The organism is Actinacidiphila sp. bgisy167 (assembly GCF_057707665.1).
In genome coordinates this window covers 71891-91761 of record NZ_JBYIQP010000020.1, presented here as the reverse complement: position 1 = coordinate 91761, position 19871 = coordinate 71891, and the positions used below count along the sequence as shown (strand labels likewise).

At 71.4% G+C, this 19871-nt stretch carries 14 protein-coding genes and 1 pseudogene; 4 read left to right on the top strand and 11 right to left on the bottom strand.

Going from position 1 to position 19871, the window contains the following annotated elements; genetic code table 11:
• Both AC3ET4_RS10975 and AC3ET4_RS10970 read right to left on the bottom strand, forming a co-directional pair.
• Window positions 1-492: cytochrome P450 family protein (locus tag AC3ET4_RS10975; protein WP_488175932.1), on the bottom strand; the 492-nt coding region annotated here is incomplete at its 3' end.
• A 133-nt stretch (window positions 493-625) separates the two neighbouring features.
• On the bottom strand, window positions 626-2779 hold the full coding sequence (locus tag AC3ET4_RS10970) for a RecQ family ATP-dependent DNA helicase (protein WP_431948497.1): 2154 nt from the start codon (window positions 2777-2779) through the stop codon (window positions 626-628).
• Between the two features lie 197 nt (window positions 2780-2976).
• Here AC3ET4_RS10970 and AC3ET4_RS10965 point away from each other — a divergent pair.
• Together AC3ET4_RS10965 and AC3ET4_RS10960 are read left to right on the top strand one after the other, a co-directional pair.
• Window positions 2977-4752 (top strand): annotated as a pseudogene (locus AC3ET4_RS10965) (helicase-related protein); the annotation flags it as partial.
• Window positions 4753-4949: 197 nt separating this feature from the next.
• The gene (locus AC3ET4_RS10960) at window positions 4950-5549 is read left to right on the top strand and encodes a hypothetical protein (RefSeq protein WP_431948496.1); all 600 of its coding nucleotides are present in this window, start codon (window positions 4950-4952) and stop codon (window positions 5547-5549) included.
• Here AC3ET4_RS10960 and AC3ET4_RS10955 read toward each other — a convergent pair whose 3' ends face one another.
• The 5 genes from AC3ET4_RS10955 to AC3ET4_RS10935 form a co-directional block, all read right to left on the bottom strand.
• Window positions 5550-6203: a hypothetical protein gene (locus AC3ET4_RS10955; protein WP_431948495.1), complete on the bottom strand. Its 654-nt coding sequence runs from the start codon at window positions 6201-6203 to the stop codon at window positions 5550-5552. It lies immediately after the preceding gene.
• A 59-nt stretch (window positions 6204-6262) separates the two neighbouring features.
• Window positions 6263-6958: a ribonuclease HII gene (gene rnhB, locus AC3ET4_RS10950; protein ID WP_431948494.1), complete on the bottom strand. Its 696-nt coding sequence runs from the start codon at window positions 6956-6958 to the stop codon at window positions 6263-6265.
• A gap of 437 nt (window positions 6959-7395) precedes the next feature.
• Window positions 7396-8886, bottom strand: a complete 1491-nt coding sequence (locus AC3ET4_RS10945) for a DUF4153 domain-containing protein (protein ID WP_431948493.1) — start codon at window positions 8884-8886, stop codon at window positions 7396-7398.
• 400 nt (window positions 8887-9286) lie between these two features.
• Complete coding sequence (locus AC3ET4_RS10940) at window positions 9287-10189, bottom strand: ADP-ribosylglycohydrolase family protein (RefSeq protein WP_431948492.1); 903 nt, start codon at window positions 10187-10189, stop codon at window positions 9287-9289.
• Window positions 10190-10244: 55 nt separating this feature from the next.
• Complete coding sequence (locus AC3ET4_RS10935; RefSeq protein ID WP_431948491.1) at window positions 10245-10910, bottom strand: phosphoglycerate mutase family protein; 666 nt, start codon at window positions 10908-10910, stop codon at window positions 10245-10247.
• Window positions 10911-11155: 245 nt separating this feature from the next.
• Between AC3ET4_RS10935 and AC3ET4_RS10930 the strand changes: the two genes are divergently transcribed.
• A complete protein-coding gene (locus AC3ET4_RS10930) occupies window positions 11156-11947 on the top strand; it encodes a VOC family protein (RefSeq protein WP_431948490.1) in 792 nt (263 codons plus the stop codon).
• A 36-nt stretch (window positions 11948-11983) separates the two neighbouring features.
• On the opposite strand, the gene AC3ET4_RS10925 is transcribed toward AC3ET4_RS10930, so the two are convergent.
• The 3 genes from AC3ET4_RS10925 to nrdR all read right to left on the bottom strand — a co-directional run bounded on the left by AC3ET4_RS10925 (window position 11984) and on the right by nrdR (window position 16369).
• Window positions 11984-12592 carry a YdbC family protein gene (locus tag AC3ET4_RS10925; RefSeq protein ID WP_431948489.1) on the bottom strand — a complete coding sequence of 203 codons (609 nt, stop codon included), beginning with the start codon at window positions 12590-12592 and terminating at the stop codon, window positions 11984-11986.
• Window positions 12593-12811: 219 nt separating this feature from the next.
• The gene (locus AC3ET4_RS10920) at window positions 12812-15727 is read right to left on the bottom strand and encodes a vitamin B12-dependent ribonucleotide reductase (RefSeq protein WP_431948488.1); all 2916 of its coding nucleotides are present in this window, start codon (window positions 15725-15727) and stop codon (window positions 12812-12814) included.
• A gap of 126 nt (window positions 15728-15853) precedes the next feature.
• Entirely contained in the window at window positions 15854-16369 is a 516-nt protein-coding gene (gene nrdR, locus AC3ET4_RS10915) for a transcriptional regulator NrdR (RefSeq protein ID WP_431948487.1), read from the bottom strand.
• Between the two features lie 537 nt (window positions 16370-16906).
• Between nrdR and lexA the strand changes: the two genes are divergently transcribed.
• The gene (gene lexA, locus AC3ET4_RS10910; protein WP_431948486.1) at window positions 16907-17677 is read left to right on the top strand and encodes a transcriptional repressor LexA; all 771 of its coding nucleotides are present in this window, start codon (window positions 16907-16909) and stop codon (window positions 17675-17677) included.
• Between the two features lie 178 nt (window positions 17678-17855).
• On the opposite strand, the gene AC3ET4_RS10905 is transcribed toward lexA, so the two are convergent.
• Window positions 17856-19853, bottom strand: a complete 1998-nt coding sequence (locus tag AC3ET4_RS10905) for an ATP-dependent DNA helicase (protein WP_431948485.1) — start codon at window positions 19851-19853, stop codon at window positions 17856-17858.
• Between the last annotated feature and the right edge of the window lie 18 nt (window positions 19854-19871).

Below are 19871 nucleotides of genomic sequence, written 5' to 3'. Positions count from 1 at the left end.
GTCACGGCGCAAGTCCAGCGCCTCGGCGCCGGGGAACACGCTGTCGTCACGGTTGCCGATCTCCTCCGGGAGGATCAGCCCCTCGCCGGCGCGGATCAGCTGTCCGGCGATCTCGATGTCCTCCACGGCCACGCGGCGGCGGCCAGGCTGGACGGTGGTCAGGTACCGCAGCAGCTCGTCGACGGCCCCGGCGACCCCGGCTTCGTCGGCGTCCCGCAGCACGGCGATCTGCTCGGGATGGAGCAGCAGGGCCAGCGTGCCCAGCGCGATCATGCTGGCCGTGGTCTCGTGCCCCGAGATCAGCAGGAACAGGACCAGCATCACCAGTTCGTGCCGGTTCAGCTGGCCGGTGGACAGCCGTTCGGTGGCGAGCTGGGACAGCAGGCCGTCATCAGGGTGGGCGAGCTTGTGATTAATCAGCTTGGCCAGGAAGTGGTACAGCTCGCGCTCGGACTTGCTCGCGATGTCGGCCGGGACATCGCTCTCGGTCACCGACCTGATGGCGTGGTGAGAAGTCGTGGTGCTGGAAGGGGACGCCGAGCACGTGGCAGATGCCCCGGACGGCATCGGCAGGGCGAACTCCGACACGAAGTCCGCCGGTTTCGGGCCGGCAAGCAGGACGTAGTCAGCCCGCCGAAGCAAGCACCAGCGGCAGTACCTGTCCGGCCCCCGTCTGCCTCAGCAGGCGAGCGGCAACCGCGAGGGTCCAGCCGGAGTCGGTGTAGTCGTCCACGAGCAGGACGGGCCCACCGGCCAGGGCGCCGGCCAGGTCCTCGGGGAGGGCGAAGGCAGCGGCCAGTGCCCGAAGCCGTTGAGCGGAGTTGCTGCGACGTGCCGCGTGCGCGCCGTTCGGCCCGGTGTACGTCAGCGTGCCCAGATAGGGCAGGCGGCCGATGGTCGCGATTCCCTGGGCGAGGGAGCCGACCAGTTGCGGGCGGGCCAGGGACGGCACGGCGACGACTCCCACCGGCCGGGCAGAGGCGTCCGGGACGTTGGATGCCCAGCCGCCCGGGGAGCGAGCCCAGTCGGCGAGGACCGCCACCGCGGCCCGCAGGACATCGTCGGGGACCGGACCATCGGGGGCGTTCTCGGCCAGCAGCGGGCGCAGTCGGTTGCCCCAGCCGATGTCCGAGAGCCGCCCCAGGGCGCGTCCGGTGGAGCACTGCTCGCCGGCGGGGATACGTCCCTTGAGGTCGATGCCCAGTGCGGGCATCCCTGTCGGCCACATCCGGCGGGGCTCAACCTCCACCCCTGGGCGGTCCAGTTCCTTCGCCGCCCCCGTCAGCATCTCCGCCGAGACGGAAGAGTCGGCCCAGGCTCCCGCGCAGTTGTCGCAGCGGCCGCAGGCGGTCGCCCCCTCGTCGTCCAGCTGTCGGCGCAGGAATTCCATGCGGCACTGGGACGTGCTCGCATAATCGCGCATGGCCTGCTGCTCGGCGGCCCGCTGCCGCGCCACCCAGGCGTACCGCTCGGAGTCGTAGACCCACGGCTCACCGGTGGAGATCCAGCCGCCCTTGACCCGTTTGACCGCCCCGTCCACGTCGAGCACCTTGAGCATGGCCTCCAGACGGGTGCGCCGGAGGTCCACCATGGCTTCCAAAGCTGGCACGGACAGCGGCCGTCCCGCGCCGGCAAGGGCCGAGAGGGTCTGGCGGACCTGCTCCTCGGGCGGGAAGGCGGTATCGGCGAAGTAGCGCCAGATGGCCTCGTCCTCCTTGCCCGGCAGCAGCAGCACATCGGCGTGCTCCACACCGCGACCCGCACGCCCCACCTGCTGGTAGTAGGCGATCGGCGAGGACGGCGAGCCGAGGTGCACCACGAATCCCAGGTCCGGCTTGTCAAAGCCCATCCCTAGCGCCGAGGTCGCGACCAGCGCCTTGACCCGGTTCTCCAGCAGGTCAGCCTCGGCCTGCAGCCGGTCGGCGTTCTCCGTGCGCCCCGTGTAGGAGGCGACCCGGAAGCCGCGCTGCCGCAGGAAGGCGGTGGCCTCCTCGGCCGCGGCCACCGTCAGCGTGTAGATGATCCCCGAACCCGGCAGCTCGTCCAGATGTTCGGCAAGCCAGGCCATGCGGTGTGCGGCGTCCGGCAGCTGGACCACACCCAGCCGCAGGCTCTCGCGCTCAAGCGGGCCCCGCAGCACCAGGGCCTCACCGGCGCCCGTACCCAACTGCTCGGCAACATCCGCAGTGACCCGCGCGTTGGCCGTCGCCGTCGTGGCCAGCACCGGCACGCCGGGGGCAAGCTCAGCAAGCATCGCCCGCAGCCGTCGGTAGTCAGGCCGGAAGTCGTGGCCCCAGTCGGAGATACAGTGCGCCTCATCGACCACCAGCAGACCGGTCGTGGCCGCAAGCTTGGGCAGCATCTGCTCGCGAAAATCCACAGAATTAAGGCGTTCCGGACTTACGAGAAGAACGTCGGTCTCGCCTCGCTCGACCTCCTCGTGGATGGCGTCCCACTCCTCCGGGTTGGCCGAGTTGATCGTGCGTGCCCGGATACCGGCCCGCGCCGCCGCCTCGACCTGGTTACGCATCAATGCCAGCAGCGGCGAGACGATCACCGTGGGACCGGAGCCACGCCGGCGCAGCAGAGCGGTAGCAACGAAGTACACCGCCGACTTGCCCCAGCCGGTGCGCTGCACCACCAGTGCGCGCCGGCGCTCCTCCACCAGAGCCGCCACCGCCTGCCACTGGTCTTCCCGCAGCCGCGCCGAACCCCCGGGGTCACCGACGAGCTCAGCGAGGATGGCGTCGGCTTCAGTGCGGAGCTCCAGGTTGTCCATGCCCCCATGCAACCCGATGGCAAGGACAATCAGCCACTTCACTCAGCGTGCCGGACATCTCACCTAAGGTCTAACGGCCACGCACTGATCGAGGATGGCCAGGGTCGAGTGCTCGGTCACGACCACCCTCGATCGATACGTTTGTGCAGGTCAGGGCTCCAGCTGCGCCTGGAATTTGAATGCCTTCCCAGTTCTGCAGCCCGGAGCGGCTCAACAACCCGGACTTCCGGGACCAGGTGCTGCCCAAGCTGGCCTCGGCCACGGGGCTGCTCGTGGTCGACGAGGCCCACTGCATCTCCGACTGGGGCCACGACTTCCGGCCCGACTACCGGCGGCTGCGGACGATGCTCGCCGACCTCACCCCAGGCGTTCCGGTGCTGGCGACGACCGCCACCGCCAACGCCCGTGTGACGGCCGACGTCGCCGAGCAGTTGGGGACCGGCGACCACGAGGGCGCCCTGGTGCTGCGCGGTCCGCTGGAGCGGGAGAGCCTGTCGCTCGGGGTGCTGCGCATGCCCGACGCCGCGCACCGGCTCGCCGACCACATCGGCGACCTCCCTGGCTCGGGCATCGTCTACACCCTGACGGTGGCGGCCGCGGAGGAGGTCACCGCCTTCCTCCGGCAGCGCGGTCACCGGGTCGCCGCCTACTCCGGGCGCACGGAGGACGCCGACCGCCGGGCCGCCGAGGCCGCACTGCTCGGCAACGACGTCAAGGCGCTGGTCGCCACCTCGGCGCTGGGCATGGGGTTCGACAAGCCGGACCTGGGTTTCGTGGTGCACCTGGGCTCTCCCTCCTCCCCCATCGCCTACTACCAGCAGGTCGGCCGTGCCGGACGCGGTGTCGACCATGCGGAGGTGCTGCTGCTCCCCGGGCCCGAGGACGAGGCCATCTGGCGCTACTTCGCCTCGCTGGCCTTCCCCCGGGAGGAGCAGGTGCGGCGCACACTGGAGACCCTGGCCGCCGCCGAGGGCCCGATGTCCGTCCCCGCGCTCGAGACCCGGGTGGACCTGCGCCGCAACCGGCTGGAGACCATGCTCAAGGTCCTCGACGTGGACGGCGCCGTGCGCAGGGTGCGCGGAGGCTGGACGGCGACGGGCAGGCCGTGGACCTACGACACCGAGCGGTACGCGTGGGTCGACCGGCAGCGCAAGGCCGAGCAACAGGCGATGCGCGAGTACGCCACGACCTCGTCGTGCCGCATGGAGTACCTGCGCCGGCAACTCGACGACGAGGAGGCCGCGCCCTGCGGCCGCTGCGACAACTGCGCCGGGGCCCGCTTCACCGCGGAGGTGTCCCGCGAGGCCCTGGAGGCCGCGCGGTCCGCCCTCGGGCGCCCGGGGGTCGAGATCGAGCCCCGCAGAATGTGGCCGACCGGCCTGCCCGCGATCGGCATCGAGCTGAAGGGGAAGATCCCGCCGGGCGAACAGGCCGCCACAGGACGGGCCTTGGGACGGCTCTCCGACATCGGCTGGGGCAACCGGCTCCGCCCGCTGTTCGCACAGAACGCGGCGGACGGGCCTGTTCCCGACGACGTGGCGCAGGCCGTGGTGCAGGTGCTGGCCGACTGGGCCAAGGGTCCGGGCGGCTGGGCGAGCGGTGAACCCGACGCCCCGCAGCGGCCCGTCGGCGTCGTCACCATCGCCTCGCACACCCGGCCGCAGCTCATCGCGTCGCTCGGCGCGCGCATCGCCGAGATCGGGCGCATACCGCTGCTCGGAGAAGTCGCGCACAGCGGCGAACTGGAACCCTCCCGGGCGCCGCGCAGCAACAGCGCCCAGCGGCTGCGGACGCTGCACGGGGCGTTCGCCCTTCCGTCCGCACTCTCCGGCACCCTCGCCGCTGCCGCGGGACCGGTACTGCTGGTCGACGACCTCACCGAAACAGGGTGGACCGTGGCCGTCGCGGCACGGCTGTTGCGTCATGCCGGTGCCACCGCGGTGTTTCCGCTGGTCCTGGCTGTGCAGGGCTGAGCGGTACTCACGATGTGAGACGGGGGTGGAATCTAAGCGGCGGAGGGCCAGATAACAGACAGGTCGGTGAAATGACCGTTGCCGCCCGCGTGTGCGACAGGAACAATTGAGCCTGGATCCCCGCATCGGCTCTTGGAGCCCCACGACCGGCATGCCCACGCACGCCCGGTCGCGGACGCATACCCGAAGGGAGGACCGTGGCCATCGGCTTCGCTCCGGAAACCGCTTCCGTGAATGCCTCCCGCCCTGCCGGACGCCATCGCACCATCGAGCCTGCCGATTGGACCGCGGCGGGCATCCCGCTGCTGATCAATCCTCGCGAGGTGGTCACCGACCTCCACTCGCGCCATCTCCCGGCCCCGGGCACCGCCGTGGTCGCGGTCTACTCCCCCGACGAACGGCTGACGGCCAGCGCGTCCTTCGCGCAGCGCCCCCTCGTCACCGACGGCTGGGAACGGCGCAACGCCATCCTCGCCCATCTGCGCCGGATCACCGCGGACGACCTCAAGCGGCGCAGGCCGGTGCGCACCGCGGTCCTGCTCGTGTGCCGGGACGGCGGAGCGGGCTGGACGGAGGTGGACGGCGCCTGGATGTGGGGACTGCGTGACGCCTGCTCGTTGTACGGGCTGCGCCCCGGGTCGTACATCACCGTGACCGACGACGGCTGGCGGGTGCAGGGCGAGAACCGTGCCGGACGCACCCCCAACGCCGCCTCCTGGGCGGCTGCCACGAGCCGCGGCGCAGCGAGCCTGCGTCCCAGCGGGACGCCGCCCCTGCGCCGCGCGGCGGCGCGGTGATCAGGCGCTGACGCCGAGCAGCGCGTTGATCCGCTGCGGGTCGCCGCAGACGACCAGCAGCTTCCCTGCCCGCGCCATGGCGGAGGGCAGCACACCCGCCACCGTCTCGTCGGAACCGCCGTTGACGGCCACGACCACGACAGGCCGGCCCGTGACGCGGTCGGCGTTGTGGGCGGCGTAGAAGACGTCGTCGCCGGCGTCGTGCTGGGCCCAGTAGGACGCCTCGCCGAAGCTCAGCTCGTGGGCCGCCCAGGGGTGCTGCTCGCCGGTGGTGAGCACCAGGACCTCACCCGGAGCGCGCCCACTGTCCAACAGCAGGTCAACGGCCTCGTCGGCGGCGTCGAGGGCGCCGTCCACCGAAGCGGGGATGAGCTGGATCTGCGCCGACGGCCCGGCGGGGACGGAGGCGGCGGCCTCGGACTCCCTCGGCGAGCGTGCTTGCGGCGGTACGACGGACCCGCGGGCCGGACCGGGGCGGCCGGGACGGGCGTTCGCCGCCGGAGCGCCACGCGGCGGCGCGGGACGCGGAGGCACAGGACGCGGGCCGGAGCCCGGTACGGGGCGGGGGGTCGGCGCGGGCCGGCCGGCGGCCGGGGCTACGCGGGGACCCGGGACACTCTCGTGAATCTGAGGCTCCTCGGGGGTGAGAGGCATGTGCTGATGTCTATCAAATGCGCCGGAACAACGCAGCGGCGGGTAGGTCACAACTCGGCTCAGAAGTCGAACCCGAGTTGCTCACCCGTATCCCCCGCCACGACGGTCTCCCGGACTTTCTTCAAGTGCTGCCAACGCGGCAGGGTATCGAGATATGCCCAGGACAGCCGGTGGAGGGGGGTCGGCCCCAGCTCCTCCAGCGCCGCCCGGTGCACCGGCGAAGGGTACCCGGCATTGGCCTCGAAACCGAACGGAGCATAGTCCAGGCCCAGTTCGGCCATCATCGTGTCCCGCCGGACCTTGGCGATCACGGACGCGGCCGCCACGGCCACGCACGAGCGGTCGCCCTTGACAACCGTCCGCACGTGCCAGGGTCCCCCGAGGTAGTCGTGCTTCCCGTCGAGTATCACCGCGTCCGGCCGCACGGGCAGGGCGTCCAGGGCGCGCGTCGCGGCGAGCCGCAGCGCTGCGGTCATCCCGAGCTCGTCGATCTCCTGCGGGGACGCGTGACCGAGCGCGAAGGAGTTCACCCATCCGGTGAGCACCCCGGCAAGCTCGGAACGGCGCTTGACGGTGAGCAGCTTGGAGTCGGTGAGTCCGTCCGGGGGCCGTCGCAGACCCGTGACGGCCGCGCACACCGTGACCGGCCCGGCCCAGGCGCCCCGTCCGACCTCGTCGACGCCCGCGATGACCTTGGCGCCGGTGGTCGCGCGCAGCGAGCGCTCGACGGCGTGGGTGGGAGGTTCATGGACCATGGCAAGGCTTAGCCTACGCCCCCGCGTTGAGCCCCCTCGGGGCAGGTCTGACATGCGCGTCCGCGACGCGGCGTGAGCCGCGCCCGCACCGGGCCGACGCGTCCTGCGCGACCGCGTCACGAGGTGCGGCGGCGGCGCGGGCACCTCGTCGGCGAGGATGGCGCCGCCCCGCACGAGGGGTCGCCGCGCCTGCGGTGGCTCGACGCGGTGCGGCCGGCGGGCCGCTCGCCCGGGTCTTCGCGCCGGTGACGTCGACAGGTCTGTCGAACCCTTTCGAGCCGCGGCAATGCGACCGAAGTCCTCCGGGACGTGCTCGCGCCGCCCCGCTATCGCCATGACGGCGGGCTTGACGCACGGCGCAATGCCGCCGCATAGGCCACCGGGCGGCCGAGCCGCCGCCCGTTCGAGGGGTCCGGGCGGCGGCACGCGCCTGCATGTCACGGCAGTGACGGGTCGCGCCACTCGTCGTAGTAGCCTTCCAGCCCTGCCGCGTCACACGGCCTGATGTCGCGCGGCGGACGTCCGTCCAGCAGGGACCGCGCCCGGACCTCGCCGAGGCTCGTGGTGTACCAGGCCTCGGTGGTGTCCCCGCGGAGGTGCTTCACGATCTTCTCCAGGGCGCAGGAGCGCTGCGGCTCCGGCAGCCGGTCCAGCTCCGGGACGGCGTCCGCGGAGAGGTTGCGCAGATACGCCAGGTCGATCTTGCCGGTGCTCGCGAAGCGGCTCACCTGCTGGTCGGCGATGAGCGCGTCGGGCGACACCAGCCCGAAGACGAGGACGGACGCCGCGGCGCTCACCGCCACGGCTCGCGGCAGCCACCGCGCGCCGAGCACGCCGGCCGCCATGATGAGGACGATCAGCAGTCCGAGCCAGAGCTCCATCCCCGCCACGGAGATCCGCAGCCGGGTCAGTCCGTACGCGTCGACGTACAGGTCCATGCGGCGCAGCGCGGAGGCGACCACGATCAGGGCCAGCACGCAGATCGTGCCGAGGACGGACCGCACGAGCACACGGTCGCGGTCGGTGTCCCGTGGGGCCCAGCGCGACGCGAGTCCGATCACCACCACGGTGAGCAGGGTGACGACGAGCAGCTGCCAGAATCCCTGCCGCGCGTACTCCGCATAGGTCAGACCCGTCGTGGCGAGCACTTTCTCGTAGCCGCCGAAGAGCACCGCAAGCTGGACGGCGTTGAAAGCGGCGAACAGCGCGGCGAGCACGACCAGCGGAAGCGCCCACTCGGCGCGCCGGCGGGAACGTCCCGGCTTCACCTCGATCCGGTCCCAGCGGCGCGGCGCCGCCGCGGTCCACGCGGCGCTCAGCGCGAACAGCGTGCCGACCACGAGGAGCAGGACGCGCAGCGGCGCGTCGGTGACGGTCACATCGGGCATGGCGCCGGCCAGCAGGTCGGCGAACGCCGCGTCGGCCCCCGCGAAGAGGGCGCCGAAGACGACAAGCAGCGCAGCGGTCACGCCGGCGGTCTTCAACATCGGCAGCAGCCGGCTCCGGCTGCGCCCGGCGCGCTCGCGCATCCCGCGCAGCGCCCAGCCGATCGCGGGCACCGGGGCGAACCACAGCCCCACGCCGCCGAGCAGGACACTCGGCCAGTTGCGGCCGCCGTGCAGGGCCAGGGAACCCAGGAATGCGGCGGCGGCGACGGCCAGGAACGACGGCCACCAGGCGTCCCGCAGGGCCGGGATCAGCAGCAGCGTCAGGCCGGCCACCGCCCAGACCACCGACCATGGGCGAAGCCGCCGCCCGTGGTCGAGGGCGGCGATCGCGGCCGCCGCGGCGGCGGGGATCGTGATCAGCAGCAGGTTGATCCCCAGGCCGCCGCGCAGAAGGATCGCGGTCAGCACACCGGTGAGCAGGGCGGCCCAGAGCACGGCTGGGCGCACCACGCGCGGGGTGCGGGCCCGGCTCGCGGTCACCCACGCCGGGGGCGGAGGCGGAGGTGGGGGCGTCCAGGGGCGCGGGTAGGGCGTACCCGGGCCGACGGGTGGGCCGTGCGTGCGCGCCGGCGCCTGCGGTGGCGTCTGCGCGGACGCCTCCGGTCGGGCCTGCTGGGACGTCTGTGATCGGGCCTGTGCCGCCGGTGCGGCGTCGGACGGCGTGTCGGACATGGAACCCCTCCCCGCCGGTCGCGCGGCGGCCGGGGCGGCGCGCGGGACCGGTGCTCGACTGCTCGTCCGGCGAAGATCGGCCGGACAGCGTGGCCGACAGGCTAGGCGCGCCGGCCGACCGAACGAACGCGGCGAGGGCCCGGCGGCCCAGTCTGTGACAGGGCCGTGACAATGTGAAAGAGGGGGCCGCGGTACGACCGGAGCCCGGTCAGTCGGCGGGCAGCCACTCCGGCAGGGCCTCGCAGCGCTCCTGCCACTCGCGCGGGGGCTCGCCGCCGGCCCCGGCGGCGACGATCCCGCCGACGATGGCGCAGGTGGTGTCCACGTCACCGCCCGCCCGGGCCGTGGTCCAGAACGCGCCCTCGTAGTCCCCGAGCCCCCGGGCAGCGGACCACAGGGCGAAGGGGACGGTGTCGTGGGCGCTGGTGCGCCGGCCGTTGCCGAGTACGGCCGCGACCGTGGCGACGTCGTCGTAGTCGAGCATGTCGACAGCGCGCCTCAGCCCGGCGTGGACCGCGCTGCGCGGCAGCAGCGCCACGACGCGGGTGATGAGGTCCTGGGGGGCGCCGGGGCCCGCCGGGTCCGCGGCGAGCGCGGCCGCTGCCGCGACGGCCATCGCTCCGACGACGGCCTCGCGGTGCTGGTGGGTGGCGTAGGCGGACAGTTCGGCCTGCTCGGCTGCCTTCTCCGGCTCGCCCGCGTACCAGGCGCCCAACGGCGCCACGCGCATGGCGGCGCCATTGCCCCAGGAGCCCTGCCCGTTGAACATCTCGGCCGCGAGGGTTCGCCAGTCGGCGCCTTCCTGCCGGATCAACCGCAGCATCCGGTTCACCCCGGGGCCGTAGCCGCGGTCGAAGTCGTGGTGCGCCGCGAAGGATGCGGCCAGGGCGTCCTGATCGATCGCGCCGTGTGACCCCAGGACCGCGACGACCGAGCAGGCCATCTCGGTGTCGTCCGTCCACTGCCAGGCTCCCGGGGGCAGCGTACGGCTCTGCAGAGCCGGATAGTGCGCCGGTACGAAGAACTGGGAGCCCAAGGCGTCGCCCAGGGCGAGACCGCGCAGGCTGGACAGCGCGCGGCGGCGTGGGAGGTCATGGAGGTCAGCGGTCATGGCGGGAGAACTCTGGCATCCGGTGCCACCCGGGTCAATCATCCTGTGCGCAATCTCACCCGTGATATCGCGCCAGGTCCGACTCGGTGGACCGCCAGCGGGCGAAGGGCCGGTCCAGCCGGTACCGGCCGTCGGGCTCGGCCAGCAGCATCCGGGTCTCTCCGTTGTCGGGATTCGACAGGCACTCGAACTCGTCGACGGTCCAGTGGAACCACCGCATGCAGAACAGCCGCATGGTGAGACCGTGCGTGACCAACAGGACGTTCGGCGGGAACTCTGGCTTGTCGAAGGCGCGGTAGAGCGTCTCCAGGAAGGACCCGACACGGTCGTAGACATCCGCCCCGGACTCTCCCTGGGCGAAGCGGTAGAAGAAGTGACCGTAGGCGTCCCTGGCCTTGCGCTGCCGCTGCACGTCGTCGGCGTCCTGGTAGTTCCCCCAGTCCTGCTCGCGCAGCCGGGGCTCCTCCTTGGCGCGGGTACGGCTAGGGTCCAGGCCGAGGAGGTGGAAGGTCTGATGCGTCCGGCGATATGGCGACACGAAGGCCTGCACCCTTTCCCCGCCGAGCAGCTCGCGCAGTTCCCGGCCGGCCGCGCGGGCCTGCTCCTCGCCCCGGGGGGTGAGGGTCAACGCGTGGTCGGGCACCCGCTCGTAGATCGTGTCATCGGCGTTGCCCTGGGACTCTCCGTGCCTGATGAGCACTATGCGACGCGGTCGGGCCATGGCCTCACTGTAATTCGTGCGGGCGGGCGAGGTCGCGGCGGGCGCTCGCCGCATCCGATTGCCCACGCCGCCCAACCGCCCGTCCTCCCACTCCACCGTCCATCCACCCACTCCCACCGCGTCCGCGGCGATCGCCGCGGTCCCGCGTCCACAGGCCGGGCGTCCTCTCCCCCGATTGTCAGTGGCGTGCCCCACACTCAGCATGAAGAGGGGGACGCCTTCGCGCGCCACTACGGGAGGCAGTCATGAAGACCACGTCGTTCGTTCCAGGCACACCCTGCTGGACCGATCTGAGCAGTCCTGACATCGAAGCCTCCCGCGCTTTCTACGGGGGCCTGTTCGGCTGGGACTCGCAGGCGGGTCCCGCGGAGGCCGGCGGCTACACCTTCTTCACCCTGCGGGGCGAGCCCGTGGCGGCCGTCGGTCCGGTGATGGCCGAGGGCGACCGGCCGCGGTGGATCGCCTACATGGCCACGAGCGACGTGACCGACACGGCCAAGGCGGTCGAGGCGGCGGGCGGCTCGGTGTGCGTTCCACCGATGGCCGTCTTCGACCAGGGCAGCTTCGCACAGTTCACGGACCCGCACGGAGCGGAGTTCGGCGCATGGCAGCCGGGCGGGTTCCGTGGCGCGGGCCTGCTCGACGAACCGGGCACGCTGTGCTGGGTCGAGCTCAATACCCGGGACGTGGACGGCTCCCGCGTCTTCTACCGCGACGTCTTCGGCTGGACGGGCGAGACTCAGCCCTTCGCCGGGGACAGTTCCTACACGGAGCTCGAAGTGGAGGGCGCACAGCGGAAGTTCGGCGGCATCCTGCTGATGGACGACGCCTGGCCGACGGAGATACCCCAGCACTGGATGCACTACTTCTCCGTCGACGACACCGACGCGGCCGCCGCGCGGGCCACCGAGCTCGGGGGCAGCGTCTCCGTGCCGCCGTTCGACCTCGAGCGCGTCGGGCGGATCGCCGTTCTCGACGACCTGCACGGCGCGTACTTCTCGGTGATCACCCGTCCCGTTCAGGGCGGGACGGGCTGAGGCGCGCGGGCGGGAGGGAGCCCCTGCGCCGTGCCGTCATATCGACCAGGCCTGCTCCAGGTCGACGACGTCACCGGCGACGGTGAGGACGTCGGCTTCCAGATCGGCCCGCTCGGACAGTCGCAGAAGGGAGCCATCCCGGTACTTGGCGTGCTCCGCAGCCGAATCCCACATCGACAGCACGAGAAAGTCGGACGCGGCCCCTTGCGCGAAGACCCCGCGCAGCATGCCCGGGGAACCGGCCATGGCCGGGTTCCACACCTTCTCCTGCATCAGCACAAAGTGCTCGACGCGCTCCGGACGCACCTTGCAGTGGGCCAGGCGCAGCAGATCCCCGTCGGCGAAGCGCGGCCGGAAGCCGACCTTCACGTCCAGGCGGTGCTCGAAGAGCTTGACGCCGAGGCTTTCATAGGTGCCGGCCTGGACCGCCGCGAGGCGGTCATGCGCGCCGGCCATGAAGGCCTCGTAGTAGTCGCGGTCCTCCCAGAAGGCGAAGAGGTGCGCGACGCCCGGCTGACTGCGGCTCCAGCCGCCGCCCTGCCCCCGGAACCCCGGCTCCCCCATGAGCCCGTTGGCCCATCGACGCTGCCCGCGCTCGAATCCGGAGCGATCGACGATTCCGCATCGAATCCACTTCACCAGCACCGCGCCATCCTATGGCCCGCCGCAGGACCTTCCGTCGCATCGAAGGGGCAACTCCCCTGAACGTGCAAGCGGCAGGGCGCCACTGCGCCTGCCGCACGTCGGGCGGCTCGCGTCAGCACCTCGTTCCGCCCGGTGCCCCTCATCCGGCGCACGACGGCGCGTGCCCTCCGGAGCACGGGGCTCCGGAGGGCACGGACGACGGCCGGATCGGCCTCGGCGTCAGCTGCAGCCGCTGGTGGAGCCGCAGCCCTCACAGAGGTAGCAGCTGCCCGCGCGGCGCATCTTGGTGCCGCAGGAGAAGCAGAGCGGAGCGTCGGCGTTCAGACCGAGCTGGATCTCCAGCAGCTCCGTCGAATTGTGCGCGGTCTTCGGAGCCGGCGTCGCGGCGGCGGCCTCGGGCTCAGGTGCGGCGGTGGCGGCCGGCTTGGGCGCCTCGGTCCGGCGCGGGGCGGACTGCGCCAGACCCTCGACGTCGACCTCCTCAGCGGCGGGCTCGTAGGAACCCGTGTCGAGGTGGCGCTGACGCTCCTCGGCGGAGTGGATGCCGAGGGCGGAACGGGTCTCGAAGGGCAGGAAGTCCAGCGCCAGGCGGCGGAAAATGTAGTCGACGATCGACTGCGCCATCCGCACGTCCGGGTCGTCCGTGAGGCCGGCCGGCTCGAAGCGCATGTTGGTGAACTTCGAGACGTAGGTCTCCAGCGGCACGCCGTACTGCAGGCCCACGGAGACGGCGATGGAGAAGGCGTCCATCATGCCCGCGAGGGTCGAGCCCTGCTTGGACATCTTCAGGAACACCTCGCCGAGACCGTCGTCGGGGTAGGAGTTGGCGGTCATGTAGCCCTCGGCGCCGCCCACCGTGAACGACGTGGTGATCCCCGGGCGGCCCTTGGGGAGCCTGCGGCGGACCGGGCGGTACTCGACGACCTTCTCGACCGCGGCGGGGGCGGTGGGCTCCGCCTCCTCGGTCTTCTTCGCATCCGCCTTCTTCTTGGCGGAGAGCGGCTGGCCGACCTTGCAGTTGTCGCGGTAGATCGCGAGCGCCTTCAGCCCGAGCTTCCAGCCCTCGTAGTAGATCTCCTCGATCTCCTCGACGGTCGCCGACTCCGGCATGTTGACCGTCTTGGAGATGGCCCCGGACAGGAAGGGCTGGGTCGCGGCCATCATCCGGACGTGGCCCATCGGCGCGATGGAGCGCTCGCCCATGGCGCAGTCGAAGACCTCGTAGTGCTCGGGCTTGAGGCCGGGCGCCTCGATGACGCTGCCGTGCTCGGAGATGTGCGCGACGATCGCCTCGATCTGCTCCGGCTGGTAGCCGAGGCGGACCAGGGCCTGCGGGACGGTGTTGTTCACGATCTGCATGGAGCCGCCGCCGACCAGCTTCTTGAACTTGACCAGGGCGAGGTCCGGCTCGATGCCGGTGGTGTCGCAGTCCATCATCAGGCCGATGGTGCCGGTCGGGGCCAGCAGGGACGCCTGCGCGTTGCGGAAACCGTTCTTCTCACCGAGACGCAGCACGTCCTGCCAGGCTTCGGTGGCCGCGGCCCAGACCGGCGTGTCGAGGTCGTCCATCCGTGTGGCGACGGCGTTGGCGTCGGAGTGCTGCTTCATGACGCGCTGGTGGGCGGTGGCGTTGCGGGCGTAGCCGTCGTACGGGCCGACGACCGCGGCGAGCTCGGCGGAACGCTTGTAGGAGGTGCCCGTCATCAGGGAGGTGATGGCGCCGGCGATAGCGCGGCCGCCCTCGGAGTCGTAGGCGTGGCCGGTCGCCATGAGCAGCGCGCCGAGGTTGGCGTAGCCGATGCCCAGCTGGCGGAAGGCGCGGGTGGTCTCGCCGATCTTCTGGGTGGGGAAGTCGGCGAAGGAGATGGAGATGTCCATCGCGGTGATGACGAGTTCGACGACCTTGGCGAAACGCACGGCGTCGAAGCGCTGGTTGCCCTTGCCGTCGTCGTCGAGGAACTTCATCAGGTTGAGCGAGGCGAGGTTGCAGGACGAGTTGTCCAGGTGCATGTACTCGCTGCAGGGGTTGGACGCGGTGATACGGCCGGTCTCCGGCGTGGTGTGCCAGTGGTTGATGACGTCGTCGTACTGGATGCCGGGGTCGGCGCAGGCCCACGCGGCCTCGGCCAGCTTGCGGAAGAGCGCCCTGGCGTCGATCTCCTCGATGACCTCGCCGGTCATCCGGGCGCGCAGGCCGAACGTGCCGCCGTTCTCGTACGCCTTCATGAACTCTTCGTTCACGCGGACGGAGTTGTTGGCGTTCTGGTACTGGACGGACGTGATGTCGTCGCCGCCCAGGTCCATGTCGAAGCCCGCGTCGCGCAGGGCGCGGATCTTCTCCTCCTCCTTCACCTTGGTCTCGATGAAGGCCTCGACGTCCGGGTGGTCGACGTCCAGGACGACCATCTTGGCCGCGCGGCGGGTGGCGCCGCCGGACTTGATGGTGCCGGCGGAGGCGTCGGCGCCGCGCATGAAGGAGACGGGGCCGGAGGCGTTGCCGCCGGAGGAGAGCAGCTCCTTGGAGGAGCGGATGCGGGAGAGGTTCAGGCCGGCGCCCGAACCGCCCTTGAAGATCATCCCCTCTTCCTTGTACCAGTCGAGAATGGACTCCATGGAGTCGTCGACCGAGAGGATGAAGCACGCCGAGACCTGCTGCGGCTGGGTCGTGCCGACGTTGAACCAGACCGGCGAGTTGAAGCTGAAGACCTGGTGGAGCAGGGCCCAGGTGAGCTCGTGCTCGAAGATCTCCGCGTCGGCGGGCGACGCGAAGTAGCCGTAGTCCTCCCCGGCCTTGCGGTACGTCCTGACCACGCGGTCGATCAGCTGGCGGAGGCTGCTCTCGCGCTGAGGGGAACCCACGGCGCCGCGGAAGTACTTGCTGGTGACGATGTTGACCGCGTTCACCGACCAGAAGTCGGGGAACTCCACGCCGCGCTGCTCGAAGTTGATCGAGCCGTCGCGCCAGTTGGTCATGACGACGTCACGGCGTTCCCAGACCACCTCGTCGTAGGGGTGCGTCCCCGGGGTGGTGTGGATGCGCTCCATGCGCAGTCCATTGGCAGCCGGGGCCGCCGAGGCCGCCTTGCCGGCCTTGGCTCGGGAACCTCGTGCCGGACCGCTCGCCGTCTCTGTCATGTGCCGCCTCCCATTACAGGCATTACAGGTAAAACGCCCTGAAACGCCGCGGTCTTCCCGCGTCGGTGTCTCTCACGGCCGGTACACCCACGGGTGCCCGGCAAGTCTGGTGCCGGTGCGCCGCCGCTACCGCGCCGCAACGGCGGCGGTGGAGGGGACGCCGCCGCCCCGCTCCCGCCCGCCGGTGTCGCCCGGAGGCCTCTGGTCGCGCAACTCGGCGATCGCCGCCTCGAAGTCCTCGAGCGAGTCGAAGGCCCGGTAGACCGAGGCGAACCGCAGGTACGCGACCAGGTCCAGGTCCTTCAGCGGGCCGAGTATGGCCAGTCCGACGTCGTGGGTCGACAGTTCGGCGCTGCCCGTGGCGCGCACCGCCTCCTCGACGCGCTGCCCGAGCTGGGCGAGGGCGTCCTCGGTGACGGGCCGGCCCTGGCAGGCCTTGCGGACCCCGGCGATGACCTTGTTGCGGCTGAAGGGCTCGGTGACCCCGCTGCGCTTGATCACCATCAGCGAGGCCGTCTCCACGGTGGTGAACCGGCGGCCGCAGTCGGGGCACTGCCGACGGCGGCGGATCGACGTGCCGTCGTCGGTCGTCCGACTGTCGACGACGCGGCTGTCGGGGTGTCGGCAGAAGGGGCAGTGCATCGTTTCCCTCTCCCTTCCTCACCCACGGTGAGCGCACGACGTATCGGCCCGAGGGGCCGGTGACGGCCCCGCGAAGCAGCCACAAGCATAGGCGATCCGAGAGGGCCGATTGACCCGGGACCACTACTTGTGGGGGCTGCACACCATCCAACCACTAGATCTGGTGCCGCGACGACCCCATGCGCCCATCGCGCGAACCGCGTGTCGAGGGCCGCCGACCGGAGGGGAGCCTACGCGACGCGGCGCCTGGCGGGAGAGCCGGGGCGCGGGTGACACACTGGGTGTACGGATCGTCACGACGGGCGGCCCCATGACCGCGGGCGAGGAACGGGGCGCTCACCGGAATACGGAGTGCCGTCGCCGGGCGGTTCGGGCGCCGAACGAACAAAGTCATTCGAAATTCCATTCGATCAATACCATCTCCAGCTTCCTGACGGCGATGGATTCGCGCAAATTCACTCGAACGTGCGTTTGGCGCAACCTTTCGAAAGCAACTACCGTTGTCCTACTAGGGAGAACATCTCGAGAGGGGCCGCCGTGACCACCACCGCCGACAGCGCCACATTGACCGCCCATGACCGCCCCCAGGACCGGGTACGCCCGACGGAAGCGATGAACGAGGAAACGACAAAGCCCGCGCGAGCGCTGCCAGGACGACCTCCAGGAATCCGGGCGGACAGCTCCGGACTCACCGACCGCCAAAGGCGCGTCATCGAGGTCATCCGCGATTCCGTCCAACGGCGCGGGTACCCGCCCTCCATGCGTGAGATCGGTCAGGCCGTCGGGCTGTCGAGCACATCGTCGGTCGCCCACCAACTCATGGCCCTGGAGCGCAAGGGCTTCCTCCGGCGTGACCCGCACCGGCCCCGCGCGTACGAGGTACGGGCCTCCGACTCCACGCAGGCGCAGCCCACGGACACCGCGGGCAAGCCGTCCGCGTCGTATGTGCCCCTGGTGGGCCGGATCGCGGCCGGTGGCCCGATCCTCGCCGAGGAGTCCGTGGAGGACGTGTTCCCGCTGCCCCGCCAGCTGGTGGGTGACGGCGAGCTGTTCGTCTTGAAGGTCGTCGGCGACTCGATGATCGAGGCCGCCATCTGTGACGGTGACTGGGTGACCGTGCGCCGTCAGCCGGTCGCGGAGAACGGCGACATCGTCGCGGCGATGATCGAGGGAGAGGCCACGGTCAAGCGCTTCAAGCGCGAGGACGGGCACGTATGGCTGCTGCCCCACAATGCGGCGTACCAGCCCATCCCCGGGGACGAGGCAACCATCCTCGGCAAGGTGGTGGCGGTGCTGCGCCGGGTCTGACCCACGACCCGCCCGTGACCGGGCCCCGGGACCTCTGCGCCGGTTCCGGGGCCCCGCTGTGTACCGGTGGCTCTGCCCACCGCGGCCCCACTGCCCGGACCACGCTGCGCCCACCGGGACGCCGCTGTGGGCCCGGGCTCCCGCGTGCGGGCTGCCCTAGCTCCCCCAGCCAGCGGCGTCACTCGGCCGCCGAGGCGGCCGATGCGGCGGCGTCGATGGCGGCCAGCGATCGACGGACCTGGTTGCGGTCGGTCGTCTGCCAGAAATCCGGCATCGAGGCCTTGATGAAGCTGCCGTAGCGTGCCGTGACCAGTCGGGGGTCGAGCACGGCGACGACCCCGCGGTCCCCGGAGGCGCGCACCAGCCGGCCGGCGCCCTGGGCCATGAGCAGGGCCGCGTGCGTGGCGGCGACCGCCATGAAGCCGTTGCCGCCGCGCTCCTCCACCGCCTTCTGCCGTGCACTCATCAGCGGGTCGTCGGGGCGGGGGAACGGGATCCGGTCCATGACCACCAGTTGGCAGTTCGGCCCGGGCACGTCCACGCCCTGCCAGAGCGAGAGGGTGCCGAAGAGACAGGTGCGGGCGTCCGAGGCGAAGCGGCGGATCAGCTCGCCCAGCGTCTCCTCACCCTGGAGCAGGATCGGGTGGTCGATGCGGCCGCGCAGTGCCTCGGCGGCGGCCTGGGCAGCGCGCATGGACGAGAACAGCCCGAGTGTGCGGCCCCCCGCGGCCTCGATCAGCTCGGCGAGCTCGTCCAGCATGTCCTCACGGCCGCTGTCCCGGCCGGGCTGCGACAAATGGCGGGCGACGTAGAGGATGCCCTGCTTGGGGTAGTCGAAGGGAGATCCGACGTCGACGCCCTTCCAGACCGGAGGCTCCTCCTCCCCCTCGGCGGCCACCGTGCCCTCCGGGGCCAGTCCGAGCGAGGCGGCGACCCCGTTGAAATCGCCGCCGAGCCGGAGTGTGGCGGAGGTCAGGACGACGGAGCGCTCGGTGAACAGCTTCTCCCGCAGCAACCCCGAGACGCTGAGCGGGGCGACCCGCAGTGAGGCGCCGAAGCGGTCGTGGCGCTCGTACCAGACGACGTCGTACTCGGAGCCCGCCACGATGCGCTCGGCGACCTCGTGGACGTTCTCCGTGGCGGCGAGGGCCATCTTCCGCACGGCGTCCTCGTCCTGCACGGAGCGGTCACGGGTCTCGCCGAGGGAGGTGATCACCTGGCGGCAGGCGTCGCGCAGTGCCATCAGGGCGTAGCGCAGATCCTCGGGGAGCTCCTCGAGACGCCCGGGGAGGGCGAGTTCCATGAGCCGTTCGAAGCCGTCCGAGGCACTCATCAGCGCGTCCGCGGCCTTCTCGTCGACCAGCTTGGCCGCGAGCTTCACCGCCCGGTTGACCCGGCCGGGGGTGAGCTCGCCGGTGGCGACCCCCGTGACGCGCGAGACCAGTTCATGGGCCTCGTCGACGATGAGCACCTCGTGGCTGGGCAGGACGGGCGCGCCCTCGAGGGCGTCGATGGCGAGCAGCGCGTGGTTGGTGACGACGACGTCGGCCAGCTTGGCCCGCTCGCGCGCCGCCTCCGCGAAGCACTCGGCGCCGTACGCGCAGCGCGAGGCGCCCAGGCACTCGCGGGAGGTCACCGAGACCTGCTGCCAGGCGCGGTCGGAGACGCCGGGGGTCAGGTCGTCGCGGTCGCCGCTCTCCGTCTCGTCCGACCAGTCGCGCAGCCGGAGCAGGTCCTGGCCGAGCTTGCTGGTCGGCGCGGCGGCCTCGAACTGGTCGAAGAGGCCGTCGCCCTCGTCCTGCGGCACGCCCTCGTGGAGCCGGTGCAGACACAGGTAGTTGGAACGCCCCTTGAGCATCGCGAACTGCGGCTCGCGGCGCAGCAGCGGATGCAGCGCGGCGACGGTGCGCGGCAGGTCGCGCTGGACGAGCTGGCGCTGCAGGGCGAGGGTCGCGGTGGCGACCACCACGCGTTCGCCATGAGCCAGCGCGGGCACCAGATAGCCGAGCGACTTGCCGGTTCCGGTGCCGGCCTGGACGAGCAGGTGGGAGCCGTTGTCCACGGCATCGGCGACGGCTTCGGCCATGGCGACCTGGCCGGGCCGCTCCACCCCGCCGACCGCGCTGACGGCGGCGTGGAGGAGGTCGGTGAGAGCGGGCTTCGCGGGCTGTGTCATAGGAGCTCCACCTTACGG